Here is a 14,020-nt window from a genome sequence, read left to right as displayed (position 1 = left end):
CTCACCCGAATACCTCAAACCACCTTCGTGACCCCAGGCATAGCAATCGTAACTTCGGGTGCGTCTCCCCATTGGTACGCAGCCGGAGACAGATCTAGGTTCGAATTGAGTGCCTGATCCCATGTAATCTCCTGCCCGGTGTATGTCGCCATTCTTCCCTGGATAGCCATTAACGTGCTATAGGACATGTACTCACCATCGTTACGTGGTTTTCCAGAACGAATACTCTCAAACAGTCGGTCATGCTCGACCTGGTACATGTTCTTTACAGGTCCCTTAAATGACCATTTTTGTCTTCCCTCGATCTCGAGGCCTCTCTCCGAGATAAGCGCCGACCCGGCTGTTCCCATCGCGAAAGCACGCATTGAATTCTTGCAACCTGACTGTTGTCGACAGTTACTGACCACTCGCGAGCCATCGTCATACTCGTAGATCACGCTATGGTGGTCATAGATGTTTCCAAACATCTCTTCTGTTCTGACTTGTCGACCTCCCATTCCGATGGCTTTGACCGGATACTTGTTCATCACCCAGGCACACACGTCCAGGTAGTGCACATGCTGTTCGACATTAAAGTCACCAGACAACCACGTGAAGTAATACCAATTATGCATCTGCCAGTGCATGTCAGACCAATCGGGTTTTCTCTCCTTGACCCAGATCGGACCGCGATAGTCATCTGCAAACAGAGTATGCACGTCTCCGATTTCTCGGTCGTGAATCCTCTGGATCGTCTCCTGAAATCCCGCATCGTAACGAAGGCAGAGCCCTGATACGACGGAAAGATTCTTCTGCTTGGCCAGCGCACAGCTCTTCAGAACCGACCGCACCCCAGGGCCGTCGACGGCGACCGGTTTCTCCGCAAAAACATGTTTGCCCGCTTCGATCGCAGCCTTTAGGTGAATGGGCCGAAAATGTGGTGGGGTCGTTAGCAAAACGACGTCCACATCACTGTCTAAGACATCTCGGTAGGCCTCGAATCCCAGGAACTGTCTTTCTTTGGGGACGTCGACTTTCGCCGCTACGTCACTATCGGCAGAGAGTGATCTTAAGCAAGACGAGACGCGTTCCGGAAACATATCGGCAATGGTCACCAGTTTGACATTCTGGTCTGCCATTAACGCTTGTTTCGCAGCCCCCGTTCCGCGACCACCAGAACCAATCAAACCCAACTTCAAGGTATCGCTACCAGCGGCATGGACTGGATGGCCCGCTGCCAGGATGGCTCCGCTTGCGACCGAGAGGGACGCTGTTTTCATAAAGCGACGACGACTGGAACCGTTCGTGACGGAATGACCTAGTTTACTTTGCATGAACTTCTCGCATTTCCACGGACTTTGAGTCTTCCTCGGCAAGTGGCTGAATCTTCATGTTCCGGAAGAATATCTCGTTCTTCTCATTTTCCAGTAGGATCTGACCTGCTGTGGGGAAAACGTTGTAACACTGGTTAACCGTCTTTCCGTTGATTTTCACTGTGATTCGATCTCCCCGGCAGATACATTCAACCAGCGTCCATTCCCCGAGCGGGCTCGCCACGTCGTGCTCACCTCGAGTATCTCGCAATTCCTGAAAACCCACTTGATGCTTGTTCCACCAAAGCTGCGACTTGGTAAACTCCTCGGGGTTGCCGGCCTCGTTCCATCGCGGTCGTCGATCGGCCCCTCGGATAGAGTTCGCGGTAAAGGACACTGGGATCACATCGCCGTTCGCATCTCGACCTTGGATCGGAATAAAGTCGCCCTCACAGCCTTGGGCAAGTTGCACTTCGATGGAAGACATCCATGTATCCCGTGCATTCCCGGGGGGCCCAACGGCATGCAGCAGAATGCCTGAGTTGCGGACAAACTTCGAGCCATCGGTACGCTCGCCCCATTTGTATTCAAAACTTAGGTGATAATTCTGATAGGCGTTGACCGTCGCGAGGTAACCCATGCCTTCCCCGGAGATATGGATCATCCCGTCGGTCACGCCATAGACCTTTGCGTCTGCCAGGCGATCCTCTGGCCTCAACCACGTCGTGAAGCCGGTCAAGTCGCGTCCATTGAAGGGGTAAATTGTTTCATCGCGCGGCTCGACGAGTTTAGCCACGTCTTGGGCAAAGCACGACTCTTCGGCCCCAATAATCACGGCGATCAAGCAAATCATACGTATCATCAGCATTTCCCCCCTGCCCATCACGACGACTGATTTACCTTTTTAATGCCTGCCACAACTGTTTCCAGAAACACCCTCGCTCGCTCCGCGTAGGCGTCCACCTCTTCGGGACGATCGGGACGACTAAGAATCGGAGGAAAAATATTCTCGCAGCAAAGAGGAATCGTGCGTCCAAGGCGTGCTACGGGGTTAAGCAACCGATAATGATCAATCTCGCCCAGCCCAGGACCACAATCCTGATCGACGGGCCAATTGCGATGATCCTTAATACAGAAGCTATGAACGACGTCGGCACACTTCTCGATGTCGGGAATTGGATCGACGTTCAAGTAGTCCATCACGTTTCCGGCATCGTAGTTGACGCGTACCCCTGGATCGTTCACCTCTCGGATTATGTCCGCACATGCCTCGCCAGTTCCCGTGGAACCCCCGTGCTGCTTGACAACCAGGGTCACGCCAAGATCTCTCGCAATTGGCCCCAACTTCTGGAATCGCTCGACCCACAGCTTGCGCGAGCCACCTTCCGTATGGCCAAAAGTGAGAACCTGATTAATCCCGGCGGCAGATGCCTGGCGAAGTCGATGCGTGAGCACAGCGAGCCCATCAGCGTGCTCCGGATAGATCGTCGAGAACATCATTACTGGCTTCAGACCTAGATCACGACATTCCTGCCCAAGCTTGGCAGCTGTCTTTTCAGGTGCATCGTCTGCCAACACCGGAGTTCGCTTACCGTCCGTACCTTCAAGATGAGATGTTCCCCAGGCAACATATTCAAACCCGGCTGACTTGATCCCTTGAAGAGCACGACGTAGCGGAAAACGAGAATACGGAAGCGTCATACAGGCGATCTGAAACTCCGTAGCCGTCGGCTCCTTCGTCTCCATAGCATGCGTGACTGATGAACCAGTCAAACCATGCAGACTGACCGCGGCCGCACCACCTGCCATAAACTTTAGGGCCTTTCGCCTGGTGCACCGTAACGGCTCGATAGTAGTCATGACATCCAATCTATTCAGGGACGACAGTTCTCTCGCAATACATTCACTCTGGCAGAAATCGAGTCGCCAGCGTTGTTGCGTTTTGCCCGCCAAACTGCCGTCGACGAACGATATGTTAACAGGCTAAATGCTCAATGCGAACGAAAACACACTATTACCAGTATCTTGTAATTGTGTGATTTGAAGACATCCAGCATGCCCATTGAGATACAGACGTAGATCGGCTACCGTCTGGGCGTTGTTCCGAACACGAGTAGCTCAGGTGCTTTATCGATAGAAAGCTACTTCGACAAGTCAATTATTGGTCTGCAGAAAACTCGCCGGTAAGTGAGCCCAAGTACTCTTCCAGGTTCGTAAACCCGTCGTTATCTCGGTCCTCATTGCCGTCAGCGGGATCGTTGGGATTGAGGGAGTTGACCATTTCCCAATTGTCCGGCAGACCGTCACGATCGCTGTCCCATGAAGCCGGTCGGCAAGACTCCGGGTAGACTTCCCATCCGCCCACATCCTCTTGAGAATCGGGCAAACCGGGTAGTCCGGTGACACTGCCCCGATGTTCACATTCTCCAGTCGCGACTTCATGAAGTATCCGCTTGTCATGATCGTCCAATCGTGGAATGTTGCAGCCGACGTTTGCCAAAACACTGCCTCTAGCTAGGTCTGCGGAGTGTGTTTCGACGTGGCTTTCAAAGAACGGAGTTCTCTCGACATATTCGTCGATTGGTGTTTCTTTCCATGCCACGAATCCGCCGAGAGGATTTTCCGCGTTAAAGTATCCCTCCAACACATTGCCTGCGATGTAGTACTTCTGTGGACCGTACAGATGCACCCATTCAAGCTCGGGACGAATCACGTGAAATTTCTGCGTTGCTGGGCCAGGCTTGTAATAGTTATTCACAAACTGGACACGTGCCGCGCCTCCGTCCGTGGCTCGATCTTTCCAGTTGAAGACAACGTTATTGCGAATGTCGAGCCAGCCTGTATGGCGTTTTTCTTTATCGAGCCCACCGGCTAGGCTCCAGTTTCGGCCCGCGCAATTGGCGAGCAGATTGTGATGAAAGCTGCCGGTCATTCCACCGATACTCGCTGCGTATCCATGCTGGGTACCTGCTGGATACTTACGATGCCCGGCAGCATTCAACGCCTCGGAAATCAGGCACCGCTGCAACGTAATGTTCTTCGCACCACGTGAACTGAAAGCTTCGTCAATCGTCCAACTGATCGAGCAATGGTCAATGATGCAGTGATCGCTGTACGCCATGCCCATACCGTCCAACGTCTCTCCTGATATATTTCCAGGACGCACTCGGATGTGTCGAATGATGACGTCGTGGGTTGCATAGAGTCCTACGTTAAATTTCCGGATGCAGATCCCTTTGAAAGGGGAAGTCTGGCCCGCGATAGTCAAATACGGATTACGAACGACCAATGGAGATTCGAGGGTAATTAGGCCCGAGACGTCAAACACCACGGTTCGCGGTCCTTCCGCTTCGACGGCTTCTCGCAGGCTCCCCATCCCTTGGTCGTTCAGGTTAGTGACATGAATGACTCGTCCGCCTCGGCCTCCTTTAGCGAACCGGCCGTAGCCTTCGGCCGTTGGAAATGCAAGCTGCGTGCGTTCCTCCGCCACCAATTGCCCACTTGAAAGGATCACCAGAACGGCGATCAGACAGTGATACCATTTCAGTTGAATCATTACCCGCTGGTTTCCAAAAACGCACGATCTGGGCTCTTACTCGGCAGTCACACTTGGCGAGAGATTGACACGTCTATCTGAGCGTGCTCATAAAACACATTCGTAGAGCATGTTTTGCAGAACCATGATCTGATTGAGCGTGACTAAACGCGTCCAAGTGCATCAAACTGCTGTCGTAGCTTCTTTCCTTGTTGAGGATTGACCATCTCGACATACGAAATCATTCCGACTATCCAACCGGAGAAGTTCGTGTGGCCGTTCCGGTTTTGTTTTTCCAGTCCTTCAAATTTAGCCCGATGCAGGATGGCTCTTAAATTGCGAACAGTCTTGCGGTCGATTGAGGGACGTTCGTTGACGACGATTCCTGTTACGGACTGCTGGGTACTTGGCCGCAGAACCCGCGTCTTCGAATCTTTCACCTCAAACCCTTCCTCACCGGTCAAATGGCGAACACGGGCAAGTAAGTAGGCGACCTTGTCGCTTGCCTCTTTGCTGGAGAACGACAAATCATCCGCATACCGCGAATACCGCCATCCGATAGATTCCGCGAATCCTGATAGTCGTTTATCCATCCGATGGGCAATCAGATTCGAGATCGCTGGGCTGGTGCAGGCCCCCTGGGGTAAAGAGCGATTTCCCACGGCAACATGCAGTGTTTCTTTGCCCGAGCGAATGACGCGTCTCGGAGCTTCCGTTACAAGAAGTGCCAAGATAGTGGAAACCGCAGGCGAATATCCCATCCCACTAAACAGCCCAACGACACGTGCAAAGTCGATCGTCGGAAAGAACTCTTTCAAGTCGACGTTAACCAGAACGGCAGATTGGACATGCACACTGGCTCCGCTCAATGTACTACGACCTGGTACGAATCCATGGGCATTCGGGTGAACCGGACGTTTACTCAAGATGTTCTGCAGGATCCACCGCTGAGCCTGCTCAAGCCTTTTGTGCGGTCGGCTGATCGTTCGCTCTCCACCGGAACGTTTGGCAACTTTCCAAGAGTGATAGTGAATTGTCTTACTGGCCGGATGATGATACGCCAACCAGCGAAGCGTGGCCACCGAGACACCGATCGCCTCGGCGAGGTCGGCTGGCGACGACAGCACCGGCAGCTCATTCTCTTTCAACCGTTCGATGTTTGATCTGCGATCGGCCAGACCCTTCGAGACTCCTCGACCGAGAAACACGATGTCGGTTGCTTTTCGCTCGGCAACGGCCTTTAGATGAGTTTCCTTCTTCTCGGCCGCAAGTTGCTTCAGCTGGTTATTGCGGGCTTCTCGGGCCGCTCGTGCACCACGAACCGCTTCGTCGCCAGCCTGCTGAATCGCATGATAATCGGTGCGAAACTTAGCCATCTCCTTGCCGATCTGGTGAATCTCGGCCAACTCTTCGGCACCAATGAGCCCCATGCCGACCATCGTCTGGTCAATCACGCGGATCCGAGGCAGATCTGCGGAAGGGATCACGTTGAGCGGATCAAAGTAGGCGGTTCGCCACCCAGGATCGGCACTCGCATCCATCGCATCATCTTGCGACAGAGGTTGGAAACGACTCGCATCGAGACCCGACAGATCCGAGACGTATGACGGCGATTCACTTCCGCTTGAACTGGCAGGCGGTGTCGACGATGGGTCAGAGCCAGACTGGCGAGGTACCGATTCCGGTGTAGTTCCCGTCACCGGAGGCGTAAAGCCACGCTCTTCTACCGATGAAGGCCGATCCGAACGAGCCTGCGACGGCCCCTGGTCGGGATCGAATCCGAATAAGCGCTGAAGCGTACGAAACAAGCCCATGTTGGAAGATATGACCGGAGCGGGTGACGACTCAACTTCACGCCTGCGGACCGAGGTCGTTCACCAAGGCCACCACCGTCGGGTAGTGCGTCAAAAGCCTTGGCTTGTCCTGGTTGACGCACTACCCGACGGTGGTGGCCAAACGAACAACGACCTTGGGGAAGAATGAGAAGCAAAACTCGACCGCGGCGGATCGCCGCAGCAAGGTAGTCTTGATTCGTCACCTCGCTCCCGTCATTACTCCTTAGTTTGTAGGGGGTGGTGGAAAGTATTTCAATAGTCAGACCTACGGTGGTGATCTATTCCAGGAAAATTCACCACAACTATTAGGTCATCTAGATTGGATTACGTGGGAAGTTCCCTTCGACTGTGAGCCAATCGAAGGGCCTGAATATGGCGACAGGGTCCATTGCGAATCCCGGCCTTGCGATGCCAGCTACAAGCACATTTGCCGCGTCGGACGATTCCGTCGCCATCGAGTAGTGTTTCACATTCATTTGTATCAACGCGACCCGTGAGAATGATTCCGCCGCGTGGACCGGGTATTTCCTCGTGAAGTGTTACCTTGTTCGACCTTGCTAACACTTCGGCTGCCTCCATTTCGGGATGAGGAGGTGCGATCTCCTTATCGGACAGTGGTAGCGGCAAGATACTTCTCCAACGAAAAAGGCCTGCGTGCAAGTCATAGATCGCTTGCCCTCGCAAAGCTAGTTCGTTCAGCGCCGAAGTGGCAACTCCTCGGGAGACATAGGACTGACCGACAATCTTATCGAGCGTCTCCGCTCCTTTGTTGCTAAGCGATTCTGCAATCTTGGCGACGACCTCAGGCCTCGCTTTCTCTTGCGGCATAAGCATGTCGACGGCACTCCCAGCCGACCAATCATTGGTCGTCCAGCCGCTCAAGCCCAAGGTCAAACGCATCGGACCCATCCGTACCACCCAGAAACTTGGCAGACCTGTTCCCAATAAGTAGACATCCACTTGGTCAGCCAAGGGAAGCAACCGCGACAAGGTCAACAGTCGCCGCCTCCCCCAAATCCGGATCGGTTCGCACGGTGGTCCGTGATACTCGCCCCCAAACGCGTCAATCACTTGTTCCCATGGCTCGAGGACCAGTCGCGGCGTTTGCCCTTCCGCTAGTTCAAATCGAATTGCTCGCGGACTGGCCTTCGCCTTATTGCGTTTTAGAAAAGCCAAAAGGGAATAGACCGCCCCAGGGGGCAGCGAAACCTTTCGCATCGGCATTGCCATGGCAGCCTGCAGCCGCACAAATCCACTGAGCCATCCGTCCGGAAGGTCGATCTTTTCTTCACAATGTTCAGCGCCGCCTGAATCGGTTGACACTTGGAACGCCGACGGATCAATTTGAAATCGCGTCTGTCGATAGGTCCGTAGGGATTGAAAACTTTCATAGAGATCCCATGAATAGTCGACGTTCGTGGTTCCCAGTTGGGTTTGCCCCGATTCTCCGAAACCATCACCGCGATCGACGGTCAGACAGCCATAACTCGATTGGTCGACAGAAAAGCACTCGAAGAACACCACATCATCAGCCACGGTGATCACGGGATCGTATGGCATCAATCGCCGCCACAACTCATGATTCTCTTTTCGCAAGCGGCGATCGAGTATCCGACGTGCGGCCCAATATCGCTTGAGCGCTGACGTGTGGGCCGTCTTCAGATCGGCTGTTGGCTTTTCCACTTCGCCCCGAGCGATAGCTTCTCGTTTCTGATCCATCGCCGCTTGGCGAATGACTTGTTCTCGCTTCCGCTGTTGCTCGACCCACTGCTTGTAGGCAGTTTTATCTCGGGGTTCAAAACGCAGATCGTTGATAACCACATCGTGCAATGCACTAATCGCCTCACGAAACTCGATGGGGCGATTCAATGCCCCATCGAACGCAACTTCCTTCCGGGCAAGATTCGGAGCCATCTGCAGCAGTCTGGTTCCCGATGACCCGTCATATAGCCCGCTGCGGCTGGCGTACTTCATGGTTACTATCATGAGGAGCCCCCCTTTTTGTACGCAGCATTTCCCGACAAAGTCGTTTCCGACTGCATTTCCCACGTCCATTCAGGAAGAGCCCCGGCAACTTTCTTCGAAAGATCCGGCCGCTGCTCGGCAATCATAGCCAACGCCGATAGACCGGCTGCTCTTTCTGGATCACGTATCGATCGCGCTGCGATGGCCAGAACCTGGATTGCCACATCAGCATGGCGTACCTCTTGAATCGCTAGCGATGCCAACTGCCCGATGGCCTTGGGTTTGGCCCGCGATCCACGATTCACACACAGCACAATAGCCGAGAGAACACGTAAGTACTGATCGGTCGACCAAGTCGCTGCGTCGCGTGCCGGGGCTTCGTCGATAATGCCTTGCATTCGCTCCATCAAGGCGAACTTCACCTCATCATACGGTGATTCGATCAGCTTGAGCCATAAACGCGGATCGCGGTGTGCTGATTGCGATGAGCCACTATCTTCTGGGTTATCATCCGGCGTTTTATCGTTCAACCAGCGACACGCCGAACGGCGAACCGCAGGCGAATACGAATCGAAGAATTCAACCAGATTCTCGGGAGTGTATTGGTTCGGTTTAGCAATCTCAGCAATCGCCCAGTCCGCAATCGCCTCGGCCTCCCATTGGCAACCAGCCGCGGACAGACGACACAATTGCTGAGCTGCTAGCGGCCGCTGCTGATGCCGTGTCTGTAGCCACGACAACCCTAGCTTTGCTACGGCAACTGGTCTGGCCATCGTCAATTCAACGAGCTGTTCATCGCCGAGTCGACTGGGATCGATGTGCTGCTGCATTGCTTCACAGATCACCGGTAAGACAGAGAAATCGGCTTCATCGAGCAGGCGTAACCAGGTGGGAATCTCTACGTGTGCCAGAGACTTATGTCGTCGAAATAGTTCGACCGCAAATTCGCCAACCGTGGCATCCCCGCTGGAGAGAAGTTGAATCAACTCTTCGATAGACACGTTAGTAAGCCAATCGGCATGCCGCATTTGAAGCATTTCGATCGTCCACATTCGGACGAATTGACTGCGCGCCACGGCCAGAAGGTTCCACAACTTCTTCGCACATGGGTCACCCTTCCACAGATCTGGCAAATACGGCGATGCATTCATCGTCGCCAACGAATGCCCTCGTACAATATTGGTGTGCGACGCCGTGAAAGCAATCTCGGGGGCATGAAAGAAACAAGCATGCATTAAGGACCAGTTGTCGAGGATCACCTCACCGGAACGAAAGAATGAATCCTCGTAGCGAGCTAAAGCCACGGTCATCGCTTCTACGTAGCGCTGCGAGTCTTGGTAGGCCAAGAATCGAAAATACCGCCACACGCGTCTGCGAAGATGGGCTCTGGTTTGCTGGGAGAACAGACGATTGCCTTTGCGATTGCGGATATCCGGTAACGGCATACGGTACGTCTTACCGCGGATCGTGTATTCATGAACGCGTCCTGTTTGCTCAATTACTGATTTATTCGGACGAGCCAACAAATACTCACGTTCATGACCGCGACGAGTGCGATAGTCGTACCGATACTGCTTCGACCGCGTTCTACGAACGATTCCGTCGAGCATCACCATGAAATGCGCCAGCAACTCGTCGTCGCCTTTCTCCAATGCCCCCTTTAAGGTTCGCTTGACGACCACTTCGTGGCCAGGATGATTGGGGACCAGGTGCAGATACTTAATCATCTGCTGGCGAGCCCAGGGACGCTTATCCTCAATCCATTGGCCAGAAAACTGTTTCAACAGCGGATATGAGTTAAACTGCACGAAGCAGTTGAGAAAGGAATCGTCCTCGCTTGCATACAACTCATCCAGCAAGATCTTCGACGGCCTCGACCCGCCGGAACCTTGTTTATCCGCCATCTGATTTCCATTCCTTTTACGAAGGCATTTCAAGTGGCAATAGCATAGCGGATCAAGAACTAGAATACAGCAAAATAATTCCAATCACTCGTTTAACTGACGTCCACCGCAAACGCTCGAATACTGAAAGAACTAAACACGGGCCAATTTGCCGATTCTTCCTTCACCCCAACTCTCAGAATTAGGACGGGCACTTGCCACAAGTCACACTCCCAATGCTAGTCCTCTGAATACCAACGCCGAATTTACGCGGCTGAACAGTACAAACCATTGCCTCGCTCTGTGCATTCGATTTAAGTTAGAAATATGCCCAAATAATACAAACACCACTTCTAAGGGGCGGTTCATGACAACATCGATCGCAGCTCAGTCGGAATCCGAACTCAAAGAAGTAGTTGCGGCTATGGCAGTGGTTATCGTCGCGTCCGGGGCGCCTTTTCGCGAAGAGCTTTCATTATGACGGATCGAAAACTGGCTAACCTCTGGTTTCTGTTGCTCAATGCCGTCCTATGCATCATCACAAGCTGGGGGCTCATTCCACTTCAGGCTCAATCGATCGATTTCGACAAGCACATCGCTCCGATTCTGGTTTCGCATTGCCTGGAATGCCATCAGGGTGCCGAACCGGAAGGTGGACTGAATCTTACCGAGCTTGCGCCGATCATTCAGGGTGGCGACAGCGGAACGGCTATCGTTGTTGGTACTGCGGCGGACAGTTACCTGTGGGCGCGAGTCAATTCCGACGAGATGCCTCCGAAGCACCCGCTAAGCAATCAGGAAAAGGCTGCGTTGAGACAGTGGATCGAAGAGGGAGCCAACTGGGGCAGCGGTCCGTTGGATCTCTTTTCCATCACAACGGACCGCCGGGCTGGTCGCGACTGGTGGTCGTTACGACCCTTAAGTGAGGTCGCTCCACCGGCAATAAAGTCACCCTGGGTCCGCAACGAAATTGACGCGTTCGTACTGCGGCGTTTGCAAGAGGAGGGATTGAACCCGTCATCGAAAGCAGATCCTCGTACGCTCATTCGGAGGCTGTACTTCGACCTGATCGGGTTACCACCAACCCCGGGACAGGTCGCTGCGTTCGAGAAAGATCCATCAGAAGCGGCTTACCAGAAAATTGTAGATGAGCTGTTGCAGTCGGAACACTACGGCGAACGGTGGGGACGCCACTGGCTGGATGTCGTCCGTTTCGGTGAAAGCGACGGCTTTGAGCGGAACTTTCAGCGAGAGAACGCATGGCACTATCGTGATTGGGTAATCAACGCTCTCAACAACGACATGCGGTACGACCAGTTCGTCCGCATGCAACTGGTCGGAGATCAAATTGTTGGTGGGACTGAAGGCGCGGCAGCAACCGGGTTCTGGGTTGCTGGCGTTCACAACACGACGGTAGGTGGCAGCAAACGAATGAAGCAATTAGCGAGACAGGACGAAATTGAAGAGGTGCTCGGTACGGTTGGGCAGACCTTCGTTGGATTAACTTTCAATTGCGCTCGATGCCATGACCACAAATTTGACCCAATCAGTCAGACGGAGTACTACCAATTGGCTTCGACGATATCAGGATTGGGATTCGGTGACCGTGACATCCCCATTCCTGAAGAACAAGCCACATTGGCGAAGCTTGATCGGAAGATTGCAGATCTGCGCCGAGAACTTGCGGCGATTGACCAAGCCGCTCGCGACAAAGTTATCGCATCGCGTCTACAAGACTCCGTCACGACGACGCCACCTGCGGCTTTGGCTCGCTGGGAATTCGATAGTGACCTGAACGATTCCATCGGAGGTCTGCACGGCACTGCGCACGGGCAAGCCCGCATTGAAAATGGGGCGTTGGTTCTCGATGGCAAGAGCTTTGTTCAAACCCAACCACTCACCAAGAACCTTGCCGAGAAGACGCTTGAAGCGTGGGTGCAATTGGATAATCTTGATCAGCGGGGCGGCGGGGCCATTTCGCTTGAGACGCGAAATGGTGTTGTCTTTGACGCAATCGTCTTTGGCGAACGCGAACCGAAGCGTTGGATGGCCGGAAGTAACAGCTTCGTTCGTTCGGACTCGTTTGGCGGGGCAGAAGAAACAACTGCCACGATGCGTCCAGTTCACATTGCGTTGGTCTACAAAGACGACGGAACGATCCTCGGTTATCGAGACGGCCAGCCCTATGGTCATTCCATGCGCAAGTCGCAGCTCCAATCGTATAGCGAAGGTGAAGCTGAGGTTCTATTTGGACTACGACACAAGCCCGCAGGCGGCAATCGCTACCTGACAGGCAGGATTCATCGGGCTGCCCTATATGACCGAGCCCTTTCCCCACAAGAGATCGCTGCGTCGGCTGGCAATGCCGCTGAGTATGTTTCTGAAGAGCACCTCACCGCAGCTTTAACCAAAGCAGAACGCAATCACCGCGAAACCTTGAAGGCACGTATTAGTGAATTGGCAAAGGACCGAGACGAGCAAGCTGCCAAAGCAACTTCTAGGATTTATACGCTTGTCGCTGGCAGAGGAGAAGCCACGAACGTCCTGCTGCGAGGCGATCCCGATAACATCGGGGAAGTCGTTTCCCCCGCAACCACTGCAGCCATTGACGAGCTTTCTGCGGGATTCGACTTGGCTCCGGATGCACCCGAGGTCGATCGTCGCCGCAAACTGGCGGAGTGGATCACCCACGAAAACAATCCGCTCTTCGCACGGGTGATCGTCAATCGCGTCTGGCACTATCACTTTGGTACAGGCATCGTCGATACGCCCAACGATTTCGGTTTCAACGGCGGGCGACCAAGTCATCCAGAGCTTCTTGACTATCTCGCGCGGGACTTTCGCCAGAATGGCTTTCGGCTGAAATGGCTGCATCGGCTGATTGTCTCTTCAGCTACGTACCAACAGGCGATTCAAGGACCTTCCGAAACCGACGGGCGAAATGCGGCTGATGTAGATGCCGCAAACCGCTTGCTGTCGCGAGCCAACATACGACGACTAGAAGCCGAGTCCTTACGCGATTCAATCCTATACGTGTCGGGCAAATTGAACCGAGAACTGGGAGGTCCCAGCTTCAAAGACGTGTCGGTCACACTCAATAGCGGCACGACCTACTACGAGCCGATTGACGTTGACGGAGCGGAGTTCTTCCGACGGACCGTGTATCGCTTTAATCCACGCGGCGGTCGGAGCGCCTTACTTGACACGTTCGACTGTCCTGACCCTGCGTCCACGGCGCCGCGTCGCTCGATGACCACAACACCACTGCAATCACTGAGCTTGCTGAACAACCCTTTGGTTGTACGAATGGCGGACTACTTCGCACAACGAGTTCGCGAAGAAGCAGGCGAAGATTCTTCGCGACAAATCACGCTTGCTTGGCAATTAGCGATTGCACGTGATCCGACTAACTCAGAACGAGCCCTCTCAGAGCAATTGGTCAGCAAACACGGGTTACCGGCGCTTTGTCGTGGGTTGTTCAACATCAACGAATTTGTCGTCATTGAATAG

9 protein-coding genes are annotated in these 14,020 nt (G+C 53.7%); 2 read left to right on the top strand and 7 right to left on the bottom strand.

The annotated features are described in order from the left end of the window. Positions 1-14 precede the first annotated feature (14 nt). The 5 genes from PSR63_RS24375 to PSR63_RS24355 form a co-directional block, all read right to left on the bottom strand. Positions 15-1,313 carry a Gfo/Idh/MocA family protein gene (locus tag PSR63_RS24375; RefSeq protein ID WP_274328414.1) on the bottom strand — a complete coding sequence of 433 codons (1,299 nt, stop codon included), beginning with the start codon at positions 1,311-1,313 and terminating at the stop codon, positions 15-17. After that, complete coding sequence (locus PSR63_RS24370; RefSeq protein ID WP_274328412.1) at positions 1,303-2,154, bottom strand: 3-keto-disaccharide hydrolase; 852 nt, start codon at positions 2,152-2,154, stop codon at positions 1,303-1,305. Before PSR63_RS24370 ends, PSR63_RS24375 begins: the two co-directional genes overlap by 11 nt. A 20-nt stretch (positions 2,155-2,174) precedes the next feature. Then, on the bottom strand, positions 2,175-3,152 hold the full coding sequence (locus PSR63_RS24365; RefSeq protein ID WP_274328410.1) for a sugar phosphate isomerase/epimerase family protein: 978 nt from the start codon (positions 3,150-3,152) through the stop codon (positions 2,175-2,177). Between the two features lie 298 nt (positions 3,153-3,450). Continuing rightward, the gene (locus PSR63_RS24360) at positions 3,451-4,848 is read right to left on the bottom strand and encodes a pectate lyase family protein (protein ID WP_274328408.1); all 1,398 of its coding nucleotides are present in this window, start codon (positions 4,846-4,848) and stop codon (positions 3,451-3,453) included. A gap of 143 nt (positions 4,849-4,991) precedes the next feature. Continuing rightward, on the bottom strand, positions 4,992-6,635 hold the full coding sequence (locus PSR63_RS24355) for a reverse transcriptase family protein (RefSeq protein WP_274328406.1): 1,644 nt from the start codon (positions 6,633-6,635) through the stop codon (positions 4,992-4,994). A 4-nt stretch (positions 6,636-6,639) separates the two neighbouring features. On the opposite strand from PSR63_RS24355, the gene PSR63_RS24350 reads away from it, so the two are divergent. Further along, positions 6,640-6,810 (top strand): hypothetical protein, encoded by a 171-nt coding sequence (locus PSR63_RS24350; RefSeq protein ID WP_274328404.1) that lies wholly within the window; start codon positions 6,640-6,642, stop codon positions 6,808-6,810. Positions 6,811-6,986: 176 nt separating this feature from the next. On the opposite strand, the gene PSR63_RS24345 is transcribed toward PSR63_RS24350, so the two are convergent. Continuing rightward, a complete protein-coding gene (locus PSR63_RS24345) occupies positions 6,987-8,648 on the bottom strand; it encodes a metal-binding protein (RefSeq protein ID WP_274328402.1) in 1,662 nt (553 codons plus the stop codon). Continuing rightward, entirely contained in the window at positions 8,645-10,531 is a 1,887-nt protein-coding gene (locus PSR63_RS24340; RefSeq protein WP_274328400.1) for a hypothetical protein, read from the bottom strand. The genes PSR63_RS24345 and PSR63_RS24340 overlap by 4 nt, the downstream gene beginning before the upstream one ends. A gap of 456 nt (positions 10,532-10,987) precedes the next feature. Between PSR63_RS24340 and PSR63_RS24335 the strand changes: the two genes are divergently transcribed. Then, positions 10,988-14,020 carry a DUF1553 domain-containing protein gene (locus PSR63_RS24335; RefSeq protein ID WP_274328398.1) on the top strand — a complete coding sequence of 1,011 codons (3,033 nt, stop codon included), beginning with the start codon at positions 10,988-10,990 and terminating at the stop codon, positions 14,018-14,020.

Source organism: Bremerella sp. P1 (assembly GCF_028748185.1).
GTDB lineage: Bacteria > Planctomycetota > Planctomycetia > Pirellulales > Pirellulaceae > Bremerella.
This window is presented reverse-complemented; position numbering and strand designations above follow the sequence as displayed.

What these genes read in the sequence shown, in the direction of transcription:
- PSR63_RS24335 (WP_274328398.1), top strand. Translation starts at nt 10,988, where the DNA reads ATGACGGATCGAAAACTGGCTAACCTCTGGTTTCTGTTGCTCAATGCC.
- PSR63_RS24340 (WP_274328400.1), bottom strand. Translation starts at nt 10,531, where the DNA reads ATGGCGGATAAACAAGGTTCCGGCGGGTCGAGGCCGTCGAAGATCTTG.
- PSR63_RS24345 (WP_274328402.1), bottom strand. Translation starts at nt 8,648, where the DNA reads ATGATAGTAACCATGAAGTACGCCAGCCGCAGCGGGCTATATGACGGG.
- PSR63_RS24350 (WP_274328404.1), top strand. Translation starts at nt 6,640, where the DNA reads ATGTTGGAAGATATGACCGGAGCGGGTGACGACTCAACTTCACGCCTG.
- PSR63_RS24365 (WP_274328410.1), bottom strand. Translation starts at nt 3,152, where the DNA reads ATGACTACTATCGAGCCGTTACGGTGCACCAGGCGAAAGGCCCTAAAG.
- PSR63_RS24370 (WP_274328412.1), bottom strand. Translation starts at nt 2,154, where the DNA reads ATGATACGTATGATTTGCTTGATCGCCGTGATTATTGGGGCCGAAGAG.
- PSR63_RS24375 (WP_274328414.1), bottom strand. Translation starts at nt 1,313, where the DNA reads ATGCAAAGTAAACTAGGTCATTCCGTCACGAACGGTTCCAGTCGTCGT.
- PSR63_RS24360 (WP_274328408.1), bottom strand. Translation starts at nt 4,848, where the DNA reads ATGATTCAACTGAAATGGTATCACTGTCTGATCGCCGTTCTGGTGATC.